Source organism: Chitinibacter sp. GC72, from assembly GCF_009760905.1.
Lineage (GTDB): Bacteria > Pseudomonadota > Gammaproteobacteria > Burkholderiales > Chitinibacteraceae > Chitinibacter.
The window spans coordinates 1-15,463 of record NZ_VIRW01000036.1; the positions used below are offsets into that span (position 1 = coordinate 1).

Consider the following 15,463-nt stretch of genomic DNA (forward strand, 5'->3'; position numbering starts at 1 on the left):
AACCATTTGTTCGCTCATGCGTAATATTTTGCTCACGGTCTTGGGCGACTCTCCTTCGTGCAAAGCCAATAAACCCAAGGCGCGTGGGCGAAAATTGGCGTGATGATGCTGTTGCGCCATGCTCTCTAACATGACGATTTCATCGGGCGTGAGTGGTTGACCTAAAAGATTACGTTTCAAGCTTGGCTCCTATGAAGAGCCTATTTTGAAGCAAAATTCATTCCAATTAGTTGCAAGGAACTACTTATTGTTGATTCGCTCCGCTGACAATATGGAGGGTATTTGTGTGGCTTATTGAGCGGGGTAGTGCGTATCGTTTTTGTTGCAATGTAGTCATAGCGCTTTTGATTTTTTTGTATTCTCTCAATTGCGATATTGAGTATTGGTTGGATGTACCTCGCTGGTCTTTGGTATTCAAGGCCAGCGAGGTCAACCATTGCGTGTTGTTAAAGAGCCTGTTTCTGCCTGCATGTGCTGGATGGCTCGGTGGCCGATCCCAGCTTGTCATGCTGTATGGTGGGGTGATTATATGGTTTTGTCATTTATTTGTAAGTATGTGGCGTGCATTTGTGTTATCTGACTCACATGTTGACTAGACTGCGGTGCGAAGGGTGGCTTCTGCCTTGTATGTCTTGATGCGGCATCGCCCTGGCTGGGATTGATGGCGCTACGTGGTGCCGGTTTCTGTTGGTGGTGCTGGGCTGCCATTGGGCGGATTGCTCATTTGGGCTAGAATAGGCGACTTTCCTTATGATTTTGTGCGCGCGATTGCGCGGCACAGCAAAGCTTCGGAGCCTCAAATGTCGTCTATCAGTCTCATTCAGGACCTACAAGCACGTGGTCTGATCGCCCAGTGTACCGATCAAGCTGCCTTGTCTGAACTATTGGCCAAAGAGTCTGTGACTTTGTATTGCGGCTTTGACCCGACGGCTGACAGCTTGCATATTGGTTCTTTGGTGCCGATTCTGGTGCTCAAGCGTTTTCAGCAGTTCGGTCATAAGCCGATTGCGCTGGTCGGCGGCGCCACCGGCATGATTGGCGACCCAAGCTTTAAAGCGACCGAGCGCAAACTCAATACCACCGATGTGATCGCCACTTGGGTGGAGAAAATCCGCGCGCAAGTGTCGCCGTTTCTGAGTTTCGAAGGCGACAATGCGGCGATCATGTCGAATAACTACGACTGGTTTGGCGGCATGGGCGCGCTGGAATTTTTGCGTGACATCGGCAAGTATTTCTCGGTCAATCAGATGATCAAGAAAGAAGCGGTGCAACAGCGTATCGCGCGCGAAGATCAGGGTATTTCCTACACCGAATTTTCATACAGCCTGCTGCAAGGCTACGACTTTACCGAGCTGAACAAACGCTACAACTGCAAGCTGCAAATTGGTGGCTCGGATCAGTGGGGCAATATCACGGCCGGTACTGATCTGACGCGCCGCCTGAATCAGGAGCAAGTGTTCGGCCTGACTTTGCCGCTGGTGACTAAATCGGACGGCACCAAATTCGGTAAAACAGAAACTGGTACGATCTGGCTCGACGCGAAGAAAACGTCGCCTTATGCTTTTTACCAATTCTGGCTCAATACGGCTGATGCTGACGTGTATAAATTCCTGAAATACTTCAGCTTTCTGTCGGTGGCCGAGATTGATGCCATCGAAGAGGCCGACAAAACCAGTGGTAAAAAGCCCGAAGCGCAGCGCATTCTAGCTGAGCAAGTGACGGCGATTGTGCATGGCGATTCGGCCGTGGAAGCGGCGCAGCGTATCAGCCAGAACCTGTTTAGTGATAGCCTGGCGGCCTTGACGCAAAACGACTTCGAGCAGTTGGCACAAGACGGCATGCCTAGCGTGCAATTGGAAAAATCGGCCGATCAATTGATTGCAACCTTGGTTGCGGCGGGTTTGGCCAAATCTAACTCAGAAGCGCGCACCTTTATTCAGAGCGGCGCGGTGATTGTGAATGGCGCTAAAGTCGAAGCACTCGACTATGTATTGAGCGACTCTGATCGTTTGTTTGGTCAATACACACTAATTCGCCGTGGCAAGAAAAACTACGCTTTGGTTTGCTGGAAATAATTGCATATTGGATTAGTAACAACTGGAAAAAAGGGGCGTATTAAACGCCCCTTTTTTAGCAGTTAACGATTAACAAGTGTGTTGGCCACCGTTAATTGCCAGATTTGCCCCCGTCATAAAGCCGGCAATGTCAGACGCCAGATAGCTGATCAGGCCAGCGATTTCTTCTGGTTTGCCAAGACGCGATACCGGAATTTGCGCAATGATTTTATTGCGTACGTCTTCAGGTACTGCCATCACCATATCTGTCGCAATATAGCCAGGTGAAATAGTGTTCACCGTCACGCCTTTACGCGCTACTTCTTGCGCCAGGGCCATGGTAAAACCATGCATGCCCGCTTTGGCTGCCGAGTAATTGGTCTGACCAAACTGGCCTTTCTGGCCGTTGATCGAGGAGATATTGATGACACGACCCCAGTTGCGCTCAACCATGCCGTCAACAAACTGTTTCGATACATTGAACACCGAGTCCAGATTGGTGCCAACCACCGCGTCCCAGTCGGTTTTGCCCAGTTTTTTAAAGCTGGCATCGCGGGTGATGCCGGCGTTGTTAACCAGTACATCAACCTGGCCGACCGAGGCAGTGACTTGCTGTCCCAGTGCCACGCAGGCGTCAAAATCGGTCACATCACACTCGAAAGCCTGAAATTGATAACCGGCTGCAGCGTTGTCCGCCAGCCATGCAGCTTCTTTGCCAGGGCGAGAATAGGTTGTGACGACGGTAAAGCCATCATCTGCCAGTTTGCGACAGATTGCGGTTCCGATGCCGCCCATACCACCAGTGACGAGAGCTACTTTTGCCATTCTTGTATATCCTTGTTGATTTTAATTGTTGCTGTACGATTGCGATTAAATACGCAGATTCTTGCGCGAAGCCTTTGTGAGGCTTGCAGAGCGTAGCTAAGGGGTAACCCTGATGTAAATGTAAATTGTGGGCTTAGTGACAGAATGGATACACTTTTATGACGAACACACCAAGACATATTCTGATTACCGGCTGCTCAAGCGGGATTGGCCTTGATGCCGCGATACGCCTGTCAAAACAGGGCTGGCGGGTGTTTGCCAGTGCCCGTAAAGCCGAGGATGTTCGGCGTTTGCAGGGTTTGGGGCTAGAAGCAGTGCAATTGGACGTGGCCGATAGCGAATCAATTGCCCAAGGGCTTGCGCAGGTGCTGGCGGCCAGCGGTGGGCGGCTTGATGCCGTGTTTAATAATGCCGGATTCGGTGTGCCCGGCGCGGTGGAAGACTTGAGTCGCGACGCCATGCGCTATCAGTTTGAAACCAATGTTTTTGGCGCAATAGAGCTCAGTAATGCCGTCTTGCCGCTATTTCGTCGTCAGGGCTTTGGCCGACTGGTTTTCAATAGCTCGGTGCTGGGCTTTGCGGCCATGCCTTATCGCGGCGCCTACAATGCGAGCAAATTTGCACTTGAAGGTTTTGCCGATACATTGCGCCAGGAGTTATACGGCAGCGGCATTCACGTCAGCCTGATCGAGCCCGGGCCGATTGTCAGCCGTTTTCGGGCCAATGCGGCCGAACAGTTTTTTCGCTGGATCAAGCCTGAAGGCAGCTTTCATCGGCCAGCGTACGAGCAAATGCAGGCCAGGCTGAACAAAAAAGGGGCGGCAGTGCCATTTACTTTGCCCGAAGATGCGGTGTTCAAGGTTTTGCTGCATGCACTGGAGGCCAAAAAGCCGTGTGTGCGTTACCGAGTGACCGTGCCCAGCCAGGTTTTCTGGTATCTCAAGCGTCTGTTGCCCAGCCGGTGGCTGGACCGGGTGTTGTTGGCTGCATCGGGTGATGAGCCCGGATTTTCGTATGGCCGCAAGGCCGAAAAGCGTAAAAAACCGCCTCATTCATAATATTTTTAATTTGTCCAGAATTGAGCTGGCGGCTGTGGTTCAGGTAGAATGCGGGATTCAAACTTGTGCGCTATCAACATGACCAAGTATATCTTCGTTACCGGCGGCGTTGTTTCGTCTCTCGGTAAAGGCATCGCAGCCGCTTCTCTTGCCTCCATCCTCGAATCTCGCGGTCTCAAAGTGACCATGATGAAACTGGATCCTTATATCAACGTGGATCCGGGCACCATGAGCCCGATGCAGCATGGTGAGGTATTCGTAACGGAAGACGGCGCCGAAACAGACTTGGATCTGGGGCACTACGAGCGCTTTATCACTGCAAAAATGCAAAAGCGCAATAATTTCACCACGGGCCAGATTTACGATTCGGTCATCAAGAAAGAGCGTCGCGGCGATTACCTCGGTAAAACCGTACAGGTGATTCCGCATATCACCGATGAAATGCGCCTATTTATCGAGCGCGGTTCCGAAGGCGCCGACATCGCCGTGATCGAAGTGGGCGGTACGGTTGGTGATATCGAATCGCTGCCTTTTCTGGAAGCCATTCGCCAGATGGGCGTCTTGCTGGGCAAAGAGAGCACCTGTTTTGTGCATCTCTCTTATGTACCTTATATCGCCGCAGCGGGCGAGATCAAAACCAAACCGACTCAGCACAGTGTCAAAGAATTGCGCGAAATCGGCATTCAGCCTGATGTGCTGATCTGCCGTGCCGATCGCATGGTGCCGGACGAAGAGCGTCGCAAGATTGCGCTGTTCACCAATGTGTCGGAAAAAGCGGTGATTTCCTGCCCGGATCTGGATTCGATTTACAAAATCCCGCGTGTGCTCTCCGAGCAGGGTATCGACGATATTATTTGCAAGCAATTCGGCCTTGATTTGCCTAAAGCCAATCTGTCGGTCTGGGATGGGATTGTTGACGCGATCCAAAATCCGAAACAAACCGTCAATATCGCCATGGTCGGTAAGTATGTTGACCTGACCGAATCGTACAAATCGCTGATCGAAGCTTTGCGCCACGCCGGTATTCATACGCGTTCCGAAGTTAAAATTCATTTTGTTGACTCCGAGTCGCTGGAAACCGAAGGTGCTTCATGCCTGAAAGACATGGATGCAATCCTGGTGCCGGGCGGCTTTGGCAAGCGCGGCGTGGAAGGCAAGATTGTCGCGGTGCGTTTTGCGCGCGAAAATAACATCCCGTATATGGGGATTTGTCTGGGCATGCAGATTGCGCTGATCGAATTTGCCCGCGACATGGCCGGCATGACGGGCGCAAACTCGACCGAGTTTGATCTGGAAACCGAATATCCGGTGGTGGCCCTGATCGATGAGTGGGTGAATCACGACGGTAAGGTTGAAAAGCGCGATGAGAATTCGAATATGGGCGGCACCATGCGCCTTGGCGCGCAGGAATGTCGCCTTGAGTCGGGTTCGCTGGCGGCGAAAATTTATGGTGATGAAGTCATTACCGAGCGTCACCGTCATCGCTATGAAGTGAACAATTACTATCTGGCGCGTCTGGAAGCAGCTGGCCTGAAAATCAGTGGCAAATCAGTCGGTGCCGAGCAACTGGTTGAAACCATTGAGCTGCCTGAACATCGCTGGTTCTTTGCGTGTCAGTTCCATCCGGAATTCACCTCGACGCCGCGTGATGGTCATCCATTGTTCAAATCCTACATTGAAGCGGCGATCAGCTACGCCCGCGACAATGGCCGTGAAGGCTTGAGCTGCTAAGCACTCTGGGGGTATTGCTCGCAAGGCAATACCCCTTGTTGTCTCTAGAGTAATACTATTCGGGGTATGTTATGAAACTGTGTGGATTTGAGGTTGGCATCGAGCAGCCGTTTTTTCTGATTGCCGGCCCTTGCGTGATCGAGAGCGAGCAGATGGCGCTCGATACAGCGGGTCAGCTGAAAGAAATTTGCGCGGCTTTGAATATTCCGTTTATCTATAAATCAAGTTTTGATAAAGCCAATCGCTCGTCAGGTGCATCGTTCCGTGGCTTGGGTATTGATGAAGGCCTGCGCATTTTGTCGGAAGTCAAAAAGCAGCTGGGCGTACCGGTGCTCACCGATGTGCACACCGAGGCCGAAGCGCCAGTGGTGGCCTCAGTGGTTGACGTGTTGCAAACTCCGGCGTTTCTGGCACGCCAGACCGACTTTATCCACGCCGTTTGTGCAACGGGCAAGCCTGTTAATATCAAAAAGGGCCAGTTTATGGCGCCATGGGATATGAAGCATGTGATTGCCAAGGGCAAGCAGGCCAATGGCGGGCTGGATAATCTGATGGTCTGTGACCGTGGCACATCGTTTGGTTACAACACGCTGGTGAGCGATATGCGCGGCCTGATGACGATGCGCGAAACCGGTTGCCCGGTAGTCTTTGATGCGACGCATTCGGTGCAGCAGCCAGGTGGCCAGGGTGACCGCTCAGGCGGTCAGCGCGAAATGGTGCCCGTGCTCGCGCGTGCAGCCGTGGCGGCCGGAATCGCCGGTTTGTTCATGGAGACGCATCCGAACCCATGCGAAGCGCTGTCTGATGGCCCTAATTCAATGCTTTTGGGCCGGATCAAGGAATTACTGATCACGCTCAAGGACATCGACCGTGCCGTTAAGGCACACTCCCTGATTGAGCATACGCTGTAGTAAAGTTTCATGATTTGGCTGCAAATTGTTGTAATCTGATTGCTTGTAATCATTAACAGCCAGTATCATTTTTCCTGTATATAGTCTTTTTGTCTTCAAACCAACTTAAGGTGTAACGCCCATGAGCGCAATTGTTGAAGTTATTGCACGTGAAATTCTGGATTCTCGCGGCAACCCGACTGTAGAAGCTGATGTCCTGTTGGAATCTGGTGTAATGGGCCGTGCGGCTGTGCCGTCTGGCGCGTCAACTGGCGAGCGCGAAGCGCTGGAACTGCGTGACGGCGACAAAGCCCGTTACTTGGGCAAAGGCGTATTGAAAGCCGTTGAAAACATCAATACCGAAATCTGTGAAGCCATCATCGGCCTTGACGCTGCTGATCAGGCTTTCATTGACCAGACCATGCTTGATCTGGACGGTACCGAAGATAAAGCGCGCATGGGCGCGAACGCGATTTTGGCGGTATCAATGGCCGTTGCCAAAGCGGCTGCTGAAGAAGCAGGCTTGCCGCTGTACCGTTACGTGGGTGGCTCAGGCCCGATGGCTTTGCCAGTACCAATGATGAACGTGATCAATGGTGGCGAGCACGCATCAAACAGCCTGGACTTCCAGGAAATCATGATTGTGCCAGTGGGCGCGCCAACTTTCCGCGAAGCACTGCGTTATGGTGCTGAAGTGTTCCACAACCTGAAAAAAATCCTGCACGACAAACACATGCCAACGCAAGTGGGTGACGAAGGCGGTTTTGCGCCTGACGTAGCTGGCCCGGAAGAAGCGCTGGACCTGATCATGGCTGCGATTGAAAAAGCCGGTTACAAAGCCGGTACTGATTTCCGTATTGCTCTGGATTGCGCAGCGTCTGAATATTTCGACAAAGCCACTGGCAACTACGTATTCAAAAAATCAGGTGGCCGCACTTTCACTTCAACTGAAATGGTTGATTACCTCGAAAGCCTGGTTAACAAGTACCCTATCATTTCGATTGAAGATGGCATGGGCGAGCGCGATTGGGACGGCTGGAAAGTATTGACCGACCGTTTGGGCAAGAAAGTTCAACTCGTTGGCGATGACTTGTTCGTAACTAACACCAAAATCCTGGCTGAAGGTATCAAACGCGGCATTTGTAACTCGATCTTGATCAAAGTAAACCAGATCGGTTCTTTGACTGAGACTTTGGCAGCTGTTGAATTGGCAAAACGCAGTGGTTACACCTCAGTGATGAGCCACCGCTCTGGTGAAACTGAAGACGCAACAATTGCTGACTTGGCCGTTGCGACCAACTGCATGCAGATCAAAACAGGCTCATTGAGCCGTTCTGACCGTATCGCTAAATACAACCAAATCTTGCGTATTGAAGAAGAATTGGGTGATGCAGCGGTTTACCCAGGCATCGGTGCTTTCTACCAGCTGAAAGGCTAATTGGCGTTGTTATCAGGTAGCATCTGAGGTCTGAGTTTCGACGCCAGATGCTCGCCATAGTAAGATCAAAACCGGAGCCTTTGCTCCGGTTTTTTATATGAATGAATTTGATCAGGTTTTCTCAATTCAATGCGAATTTTAGCGCTGGTATTTGCGGTTTTGATTATTGCCCTGCAATGGCCATTGTGGATAGGCAAGGGGAGCTGGATGCGGGTCTGGCAGCTCGATAGCCAGCTGACTCAACGCCAGGCAGAAAATGCCAAGCTCAAAGAGCGCAATATTGCACTGGATGCCGAGGTGAAAGATTTGAAAACCGGCACTGAGGCGATTGAAGAGCGCGCGCGCAATGAGCTGGGCATGATTCGTGGTGACGAGGTGTTTTTCCAGGTGCTAGATCGTGCCGCCGCAAGCAAGCCGGCATCGACAGCTAGTCAGAGCAGTGCTGCTGCAATGGTCGGGCAAAGCAGAACTGTACCGTAACATTTTTCATTCAACTGCCACCTACCGCCATCTGTTATCCTCGCTGGACTTCGGTTATAGTATTCTGACTTAAGGAGTACGCCATGTCCGATACGATCCAAGCCCCTCTGCAACGCAAGACACTCTATATCCAGCTTGCCGAAGAAATGGCACAAGCCATTGAAACTGGGGTTTTGCGCGTGGGCGAGAAAATGCCTTCGATCCGCAAATTGTCGGGGCAAAGGCAGCTCAGCCTCTCGACCGTCATGGAGGCGTATCGTGAGCTGGAAGACCGCGGACTCATCGAGGCGCGGCCGCAATCCGGGTTTTATGTGCGGCAAAAGCGCAGCATGGCGATCCCCGAAATTACCGCTCCACCCAAAAACCCATCGCATGTGTTTATTGACCCGCTGCTCACGCCATCGGCGCTGTGGCGCTTGAACAAAGAGATCAGGGTTGATCTGGGGATGGCCATTCTGTCGCCCAAACTATTCCCCAATCAGCAAATCCAGCGTCTTTTATCCCAGGTGGGGCGGCAAGAGCCTGACTTGATCGCCGATTATGGCGAATCGCAAGGCGATATCGAGTTGCGTCGCCAAATTTCTCGCCGCTCGCTGCTTTGGGGTGGGCAGGTTGAAGCTGACGAGATCATCATTACCCAGGGCGGGATTGAAGCGCTGAATCTGTGCTTGCGCGCGGTGACCAAGCCGGGTGATGTGGTGGCGATTGAGTCGCCTGCCTATTTTGGTCTGCTGCAAATTCTGGAAAGTTTCGAGCTTAAAGCGCTGGAAATACCCACCCATGCCAAAACCGGCATTTCGATTGAGGCGCTGGAGCTGGCGACGCGCAATGGCGAAGTCAAAGCTTGCGTTGTTTTGCCTAATTTTGCCAATCCGCTGGGCAGCCTGATGCCCGATGAAAACAAGCAAAGAATGGTGCAATTACTGGCCGAGCGCGGCATTCCGCTGATTGAAGACGATATCTATGGCGAATTTTGCTATAGCGGCGATAGGCCTATCCCGGCCAAGGCATTTGATCAGACGGGCAATGTTATGCTGATTTCCTCGTTTACCAAGATTGTGGCGCCCGGTTTTAGGATTGGCTGGGTGCTGGCGGGCAAATGGCAAAAGAAAATCGAGCAACTGAAGTTTATCAATACCTATTCAACACCGGTTTTGCTGCAAAGAACGATTGCCAAATTTCTGGAAACCGGCGGCTACGATCACCACTTGCGCCGCCTGCGCAAAAGCTGTGCCGAGCAGGTGAATCATGCTGTCGATGCCATCCAGCGGCACTTTCCCAGTGACACGCGGTTGAATATGCCGCAAGGGGGGTATGTGCTGTGGGTCGAGCTAAATAAAGGCATAGACACCATTACCCTGCTACAGCATGCGCTGGCTGAAGGGATTAGTTTTACGCCTGGTGTGCTGTTTTCGCCCAGCCATAGCTATCGCAACTGCCTGCGGATTTGCTGTGTTGAAGCCTGGACGACCAAGCACGAAAAAGCCATTGCGCGCCTTGGGGAATTGGCCCGCCAGCAATTGACTCAGCCGCACTCGAGTGACCTGACTGCCTGATCTGATTGTCTAATCAGGCAGGTTCTGCATCATGACCAGGCAGCTTTGTGGGTGCGGGGTCTGGAATTCTACGCAGGACAGCGAGTAAGCCATATAGCACGGCGGATTCTGGCCGCGCTCGTCAACCCAGACTACATCGAGCCGGTTGCCGCAGCGCTCTTCAATCACCGAATTCATATGGAGTAACAGCTCGATCATGCTTTCGGCCCGGGTAGCGCCGGGGCAGAGCAGGACAAGGGCCAGTAGCGGAGTGAGAAGACGTAACATGATGCCTCCTTCGATCTGCGCCGGGGACTGGCATCAATACAAAAGCGCCGATCAGTGATTTCACTATCGGCGCTTTTTGAGTCGAAGTAAGCTTTTATGTGTGGTCGGCTGCAAAATACCGATCAGTGGCAGGGCGTTGCTAAATCTCTGAACTGCAAAGGCTTTAGGCCGTTTTGGCATTGTGGCGCTGCAGTAAGGGCTGCAAAAAATGTTGCAGCTGGCGTTTGGCTGCTTGCGCGATACCGGGAACCAGACCGGCCTCTTCTTCCAGCTTGATCCGGCTGTGGGCAAACGCTTCGATGACGACGGTATGGTTGCTGCGGATTTGCCAGCGCTGACCACGTTCAAGCACCACATCATGACCGTCGTCGCTTAGCCAGATCATGCCTTGCTCGCATTCAATCCATTGCTGGGCGTGGCCATTCAATGTGGACAGGCTGGCTTGGGGTAATTGAAAGGCTTGCATGATCGTTCTCCTCTGAGTCGTACAAAGCTTGGTGGCGATGTAAAGAGAATACGCTGATCAGGCTGTGCTGATCAGACGCAAAACTGTATTGCTACAGTGATAACACTTGCGCAGAAATCGGCAACTGTAACCCTGAAATCGCAGTAGTACTGTTTTACAGAGCTTGACAGTTTTGTCGCTTACTCCTGCGCGGTGCCATTTTTGCGCAATTGCCGCAGCATAAAGCGCGCCGGGTCGATTGCGTTGAGCAGGCTGCGTTCCAGCGGCAGCGGCTCCTGATTGAGTTGGCAGGCAATCACTTCGGCCGCCAGTGCATGCCAGCTGATGCCGCGCGAGCCAAAGCCCAGCGCAAGCAGCAAGCCGGGCTCGCGGGGCATTTGAAACAGCTGGTGAATGGCCTGTCTTTGCTGGGTATCTTCAACTACGGCGTGCAGTTGGCCAATCAGCGGCAAGCGATCCAGCGAATTGGGACGGGCGCAGATGCGGGTGTTGGTGTCTTCTGGTGCGGGCGCTGCCAGTTCGGGCAGGATAAGGCGCAGATTGTGCAGATTGTGCTGGCGGGCGCCCGCCAGATCGGGAGCTTGATAAGCGGCTGCACCCAAGCTGCGCCAGCCTTGCCAGGCCGGAGTTAGATAAGCTGAGCCGGAGCAGCCGGGTAGCTCATCGCTCGCCGCCGACGCGGGGATTTGCGTTACGGCGCGCCAACTTTGGCTTAGCGGCAGCATGCGACTCGGAATTAGCGCGTTTGCCGCAGTGGCATTGGCCAGAATCAGTGTTGCGGTTTCGGCGATCAGCTGCTGACGCTCATCAAACAGCTGCCAGAGTCCGGCGGTGTATTCGATTTTTTCTACATGGGTATTGAGCTGTAGATCAATGTTGGATTGGTATTGCTGAATATACCCTTGGCATAGACTGGCCGGATTGACCCACGCTGCATCACTGAACCACCAGCCGCCACGAATGGGGCGGGTGACCAGCTTTTTGCTGGCTTCATCAAGGCTCAGATACTGCAGCAGCTCGGGCGGAAAATTAAGCGTGGCAGCTGTATCACGCATCAGCGCTTCCTGCTCGTCATCCTTGGCGACCTGAAATTGCCCTTGCAAGCCAAAGTGAACCACGGAGTTTGCCTGTGTGCCCAGACGCAGCAATTGCTGGCGGGTCAGTGCAAAGCCTGCGCGCGATAGCCGCGCCAGCGCATTGTCGTCCTTGCTAAAGGTTGGGTGGCACAAGCCGACATGATTGCCTGAGGCATGCTGCGCAATGGCTGATTCGGCCTCGATCAGCTGTACTTGCCAGCCGCGTTGAGCCAAGCTGGCCGCAATTGAGCAGCCGGCAATGCCAGCGCCGATGACAATCGCGTGCTGTGTTTTGGGTGCATAAGGTTTGCTGGGGGCCACAATGCGCGGCGGACGGGGTAGGCGGGCACATTGACCGATGAGCATTTGCCGCTTATTGGCAAAGCCGCTGACTTTGCTCACGCTAAAACCAGCTTCAGTCAAGCCTCGACGCACATCGCCAGCCACAGTGTAAGTTGCCAGTGTGGTGTCTGCCTTGCAGAGTCGCCACAGCGCTTTGAATACCGGTAGGCACCACATGTCCGGGTTTTTGCTCGGTGAAAAGCCATCCAGATAAATGGCATCCACCTTTGCTGCGACCTCATGCAGCATGCCGAGCGCCTCGCCAAACAGCAAAGTCAGGCTAACGCGGCCGTCGTCAAGCCAGATGCGATGAAAGCCGGGCGTGAGGTGCGGCCAGTGCGCGAGCAACTGCGCCGATAGCTCGGCAAACTCGGGGTGCTGCTGATGCAGTAGCGCCAGATCGTCCCGCTGGAACGGGAATTGTTCTATTGATAGAAAGTGCAGCCGTTCCGAGCGTTGCGGATCATTGCGCCAGGCCTGCCAGGTGCACAGAAAGCTGATCCCCTGACCAAAGCCAGTTTCAATAATGGTGAAGGATTTTTTGCCTTGCCAGCGTTGCGGCAGCTGATTGCCAGCCAGAAAAACGGCGTGCGCTTGCGCGCTTGCGCCGTGTGCCGCGTGGTAGACATCGTCAAAACGGCTGGAAAACAGCGTGGAGCCGTCGGAGGCGTATTCCAGCGAGGCAGGAGTAATGGTCATCGGTGTCGTTCAATCGGTGCTGTGAACAGGCGGGTCGCGCAAAAATTCACGCCGGGCGTATACGGCGATCAGCCCGCAAGCACAACAAATCAGGGTAAAGCTGGCGTTGCCCCAGTGGGCGTAGCTCCATTTTAACAGCTCGATGCCAGCCGCAAACACCACCATATTGAACATGCCCAGCGCTGCTGCGACCGTGCCCTTGCTTTGGTCGCTGGCAAACAGCGTCAGCCGATACAGTGCCGCATTGATCATGCCCATGCCAACCGAGGCCAGGCCCATGGCAAACACCAGCCAGAGCCAGTTTTGCGCGTCGTACAGCAAGTAAAGCGCGGCAAAAAGCCCCAGCATCATCGGCCAGGTGCCCAGCTGGATCAGCCGGTGAATGGGAATATGCGTGACAAATTTCGCCAGAATGATATTGCCTGCAATCAGCCCGGCAAAAACGGGGATTTGCCACAGGCCGTAATCCAGCGTCGAAAGCCCGGCATTTTGCATCAGAATCACCGGCGCAAGTGCAATCCAGCCCAGTAGTGGCACACAATTGAGCCCTAGCGCCAGCCCGCCAAACACAAAGCGGCGATTCTGATAGACCATTTTGTAGTCTTGCCACAGCGTGCCGATCCGCAGCGGCGAGGCCAGCTTGGGTGATGTTTCCGGCATTCTGAGCCATAAGCCAATCAGCGACAGCGCCGAAGTGATGGCCACGACGATAAAAATCCAGCGCCAGTCGGCAATCTGCAGTACGGCGGCGCCCGCGACCGGGCCGATCAGCGGCGCGATTAAGGCCACATTGGCCATCATCGCCATTACGCGAACCGCCATGGCTTCAGAAAAACTCTCCTGTATTGCTGCGTAACCCACGGCACCAATGAAGCACAGCCCCATACCCTGCAGAAAACGGAAAAACAGAAAAACCGAAAACGATTGTGACCACAAAATACCCAGGCAGGACAAGGTGAAGAAGATCGCGCCGCCGAGCATGACAGGGCGGCGGCCAATTCGGTCTGACAATGGCCCCAACAGCCATTGCAGGCTCGCGCCGCCCAGCAGGCAAACCGTCATGGCAGAAGGAATCAGCGTGGGGCTGGCGCCAAACTCGCGTACCACGGCTGGCATGCCGGGCAAAATCATGTCGTTGGAGATATAAGTGGCAAATTCGAACAGGACCAGCGCCAGCGGAAACAGCAGCGCAGACCAGCTCAGGTGAGGGGGGGTAGAGGCAGTCGCCATGAAACACTCGAACAAGCAAAGCGCTATTTTCCCAGCATCAGGACCAGAATGCTTGGTAAAAATTACAATGACATGGTTTTGAGCAAAAAAGGCGCGAATTATTCCAGAAACTTTACCGCAAGCCAGAAGCGCTGCGGCATAATTGCCCATATCAATTCACAAGGGTAGAACAAAGATGACAAAAACAGAGCTGATCGCGATTGTGCATAATCTGGCTAGCATCGAGCACCCGGAACTGAGCAAAAAATCCGTTGCGGCATTGATCGATACGCTGTCTGAAGTAATCACGGCCACGGTGAGTGGTGGTGGCGATGTAACCTTGCCCAATGTCGGCAAAATTGCACTCAAAGCCCGCGACGCACGCGTAGGGCGCAATCCTCGCACTGGCGAAGCGGTGCAAATTCCAGCCAAGAAAGTTTTGAAATTCACGCCTGCCAAAGCACTGAAAGATGCTGTTGCAGCGCAAGCGGCAGAATAAAAGGGCGTGAAATTGCAGGAAGTAAACAACCACGTTCTGAGAACGTGGTTTTGCTCAAAGCTGCCGATTGAAGTGCCACGTGATCGGCATGGCACTTTCGAGCCACAGCTCGTCGCCAAGCACCAGACCCGCTGGACTGGCTTTGATGACAAAATCCTCTCGCTCTACGCACGTGGCATGATGGTGCGCGAGATTCAGGCTCATCTGGAAGAAATGTATGGCACCGAGGTATCGCCCAGCCTAATTTCATCGGTCACCGATGCGGTCATCGACGAAGTCAAAGCTTGGCAATCGCGGCCGTTGGATGCGGTTTATCCGATTACATATCTAGACTGCATTCACGTCAAAGTCCGCGAAGGTAGTGTGCGTATCAGAGCGGTCTATTTGGCACTGGGCGTCAATATGGCGGGTGAGAAGGAGGTGCTAGGAATGTGGGTTGCTCAGACTGAAGGCGCCAAATTCTGGCTGCAGGTCGTCACCGAGCTGCGCAATCGCGGCGTGCAGGATATCTTCATTGCCTGCGTCGATGGACTCAAAGGCTTCCCCGAAGCGATTGAAGCGGTCTTCCCCAAAACAGCGGTGCAGCTGTGCATCGTGCATATGGTGCGTCACAGCCTGAATTAAGTTTCGTGGAAACGGCGCAAAGCGGTGGCGGAAGACCTGAAGCGGATTTACCAGTCGGCGACGGTCGAGGAGGCCGAACAGCGGCTGGCTGAATTTGAAGCGCGCTGGGATGAAGAATATTTGCCGATCAGCCAATCCTGGCGGCGCAATTGGGCGCGGCTGATTCCCTTCTTTGACTTCCCGCCGGAAATTCGCAAGGTGATTTACACGACCAACGCGATTGAGTCGATGAACATGAGCCTGCGCAAG

At 53.4% G+C, this 15,463-nt stretch carries 14 protein-coding genes and 1 pseudogene; 9 read left to right on the forward strand and 6 right to left on the reverse strand.

Annotation, left to right across the window (positions count from 1 at the left end):
• The coding region (locus FLS37_RS16225; RefSeq protein ID WP_157315105.1) for a hypothetical protein at positions 1-180 on the reverse strand (180 nt) is incomplete at its 3' end.
• Between the two features lie 629 nt (positions 181-809).
• On the opposite strand from FLS37_RS16225, the gene tyrS reads away from it, so the two are divergent.
• Positions 810-2,075 carry a tyrosine--tRNA ligase gene (gene tyrS, locus FLS37_RS16230; RefSeq protein ID WP_198314691.1) on the forward strand — a complete coding sequence of 422 codons (1,266 nt, stop codon included), beginning with the start codon at positions 810-812 and terminating at the stop codon, positions 2,073-2,075.
• A gap of 69 nt (positions 2,076-2,144) precedes the next feature.
• Here the strand turns inward: tyrS and phbB are convergent, their stop codons facing one another.
• Positions 2,145-2,879: an acetoacetyl-CoA reductase gene (gene phbB / locus FLS37_RS16235; RefSeq protein WP_157671011.1), complete on the reverse strand. Its 735-nt coding sequence runs from the start codon at positions 2,877-2,879 to the stop codon at positions 2,145-2,147.
• A 158-nt stretch (positions 2,880-3,037) separates the two neighbouring features.
• On the opposite strand from phbB, the gene FLS37_RS16240 reads away from it, so the two are divergent.
• From FLS37_RS16240 to FLS37_RS16265, 6 genes are all read left to right on the forward strand, one after another.
• Positions 3,038-3,937 (forward strand): SDR family NAD(P)-dependent oxidoreductase, encoded by a 900-nt coding sequence (locus tag FLS37_RS16240; RefSeq protein ID WP_157671012.1) that lies wholly within the window; start codon positions 3,038-3,040, stop codon positions 3,935-3,937.
• 78 nt (positions 3,938-4,015) lie between these two features.
• Positions 4,016-5,668 carry a CTP synthase gene (locus FLS37_RS16245; protein WP_157671013.1) on the forward strand — a complete coding sequence of 551 codons (1,653 nt, stop codon included), beginning with the start codon at positions 4,016-4,018 and terminating at the stop codon, positions 5,666-5,668.
• Between the two features lie 71 nt (positions 5,669-5,739).
• Entirely contained in the window at positions 5,740-6,579 is an 840-nt protein-coding gene (gene kdsA, locus FLS37_RS16250; protein WP_157671014.1) for a 3-deoxy-8-phosphooctulonate synthase, read from the forward strand.
• Positions 6,580-6,700: 121 nt separating this feature from the next.
• Entirely contained in the window at positions 6,701-7,996 is a 1,296-nt protein-coding gene (eno, locus tag FLS37_RS16255) for a phosphopyruvate hydratase (RefSeq protein ID WP_157671015.1), read from the forward strand.
• Between the two features lie 129 nt (positions 7,997-8,125).
• Positions 8,126-8,476 (forward strand): cell division protein FtsB, encoded by a 351-nt coding sequence (gene ftsB, locus FLS37_RS16260; RefSeq protein ID WP_157671016.1) that lies wholly within the window; start codon positions 8,126-8,128, stop codon positions 8,474-8,476.
• 83 nt (positions 8,477-8,559) lie between these two features.
• A complete protein-coding gene (locus FLS37_RS16265; RefSeq protein WP_157671017.1) occupies positions 8,560-10,032 on the forward strand; it encodes a PLP-dependent aminotransferase family protein in 1,473 nt (490 codons plus the stop codon).
• Positions 10,033-10,041: 9 nt separating this feature from the next.
• Here FLS37_RS16265 and FLS37_RS16270 read toward each other — a convergent pair whose 3' ends face one another.
• The 4 genes from FLS37_RS16270 to FLS37_RS16285 form a co-directional block, all read right to left on the reverse strand.
• Complete coding sequence (locus FLS37_RS16270; RefSeq protein ID WP_157671018.1) at positions 10,042-10,299, reverse strand: hypothetical protein; 258 nt, start codon at positions 10,297-10,299, stop codon at positions 10,042-10,044.
• Positions 10,300-10,462: 163 nt separating this feature from the next.
• The gene (locus FLS37_RS16275) at positions 10,463-10,765 is read right to left on the reverse strand and encodes a DUF2917 domain-containing protein (protein WP_157671019.1); all 303 of its coding nucleotides are present in this window, start codon (positions 10,763-10,765) and stop codon (positions 10,463-10,465) included.
• A 179-nt stretch (positions 10,766-10,944) separates the two neighbouring features.
• Positions 10,945-12,882, reverse strand: coding sequence for a bifunctional tRNA (5-methylaminomethyl-2-thiouridine)(34)-methyltransferase MnmD/FAD-dependent 5-carboxymethylaminomethyl-2-thiouridine(34) oxidoreductase MnmC (gene mnmC, locus FLS37_RS16280; RefSeq protein ID WP_157671020.1), 1,938 nt, complete (start codon positions 12,880-12,882; stop codon positions 10,945-10,947).
• 9 nt (positions 12,883-12,891) lie between these two features.
• The gene (locus tag FLS37_RS16285) at positions 12,892-14,112 is read right to left on the reverse strand and encodes an MFS transporter (RefSeq protein ID WP_157671021.1); all 1,221 of its coding nucleotides are present in this window, start codon (positions 14,110-14,112) and stop codon (positions 12,892-12,894) included.
• A 175-nt stretch (positions 14,113-14,287) separates the two neighbouring features.
• Between FLS37_RS16285 and FLS37_RS16290 the strand changes: the two genes are divergently transcribed.
• Together FLS37_RS16290 and FLS37_RS16295 are read left to right on the forward strand one after the other, a co-directional pair.
• Positions 14,288-14,590 (forward strand): HU family DNA-binding protein, encoded by a 303-nt coding sequence (locus tag FLS37_RS16290; protein ID WP_157671022.1) that lies wholly within the window; start codon positions 14,288-14,290, stop codon positions 14,588-14,590.
• Positions 14,591-14,647: 57 nt separating this feature from the next.
• Positions 14,648-15,463: pseudogene (locus FLS37_RS16295) on the forward strand (IS256 family transposase); the annotation flags it as partial.

Excerpts from the sequence above, each read along its gene's own strand:
- phbB (WP_157671011.1), bottom strand. The coding sequence starts at position 2,879 with ATGGCAAAAGTAGCTCTCGTCACTGGTGGTATGGGCGGCATCGGAACC.
- FLS37_RS16240 (WP_157671012.1), top strand. The coding sequence starts at position 3,038 with ATGACGAACACACCAAGACATATTCTGATTACCGGCTGCTCAAGCGGG.
- FLS37_RS16245 (WP_157671013.1), top strand. The coding sequence starts at position 4,016 with ATGACCAAGTATATCTTCGTTACCGGCGGCGTTGTTTCGTCTCTCGGT.
- kdsA (WP_157671014.1), top strand. The coding sequence starts at position 5,740 with ATGAAACTGTGTGGATTTGAGGTTGGCATCGAGCAGCCGTTTTTTCTG.
- eno (WP_157671015.1), top strand. The coding sequence starts at position 6,701 with ATGAGCGCAATTGTTGAAGTTATTGCACGTGAAATTCTGGATTCTCGC.
- ftsB (WP_157671016.1), top strand. The coding sequence starts at position 8,126 with ATGCGAATTTTAGCGCTGGTATTTGCGGTTTTGATTATTGCCCTGCAA.
- FLS37_RS16265 (WP_157671017.1), top strand. The coding sequence starts at position 8,560 with ATGTCCGATACGATCCAAGCCCCTCTGCAACGCAAGACACTCTATATC.
- FLS37_RS16270 (WP_157671018.1), bottom strand. The coding sequence starts at position 10,299 with ATGTTACGTCTTCTCACTCCGCTACTGGCCCTTGTCCTGCTCTGCCCC.
- FLS37_RS16275 (WP_157671019.1), bottom strand. The coding sequence starts at position 10,765 with ATGCAAGCCTTTCAATTACCCCAAGCCAGCCTGTCCACATTGAATGGC.
- mnmC (WP_157671020.1), bottom strand. The coding sequence starts at position 12,882 with ATGACCATTACTCCTGCCTCGCTGGAATACGCCTCCGACGGCTCCACG.
- FLS37_RS16285 (WP_157671021.1), bottom strand. The coding sequence starts at position 14,112 with ATGGCGACTGCCTCTACCCCCCCTCACCTGAGCTGGTCTGCGCTGCTG.
- FLS37_RS16290 (WP_157671022.1), top strand. The coding sequence starts at position 14,288 with ATGACAAAAACAGAGCTGATCGCGATTGTGCATAATCTGGCTAGCATC.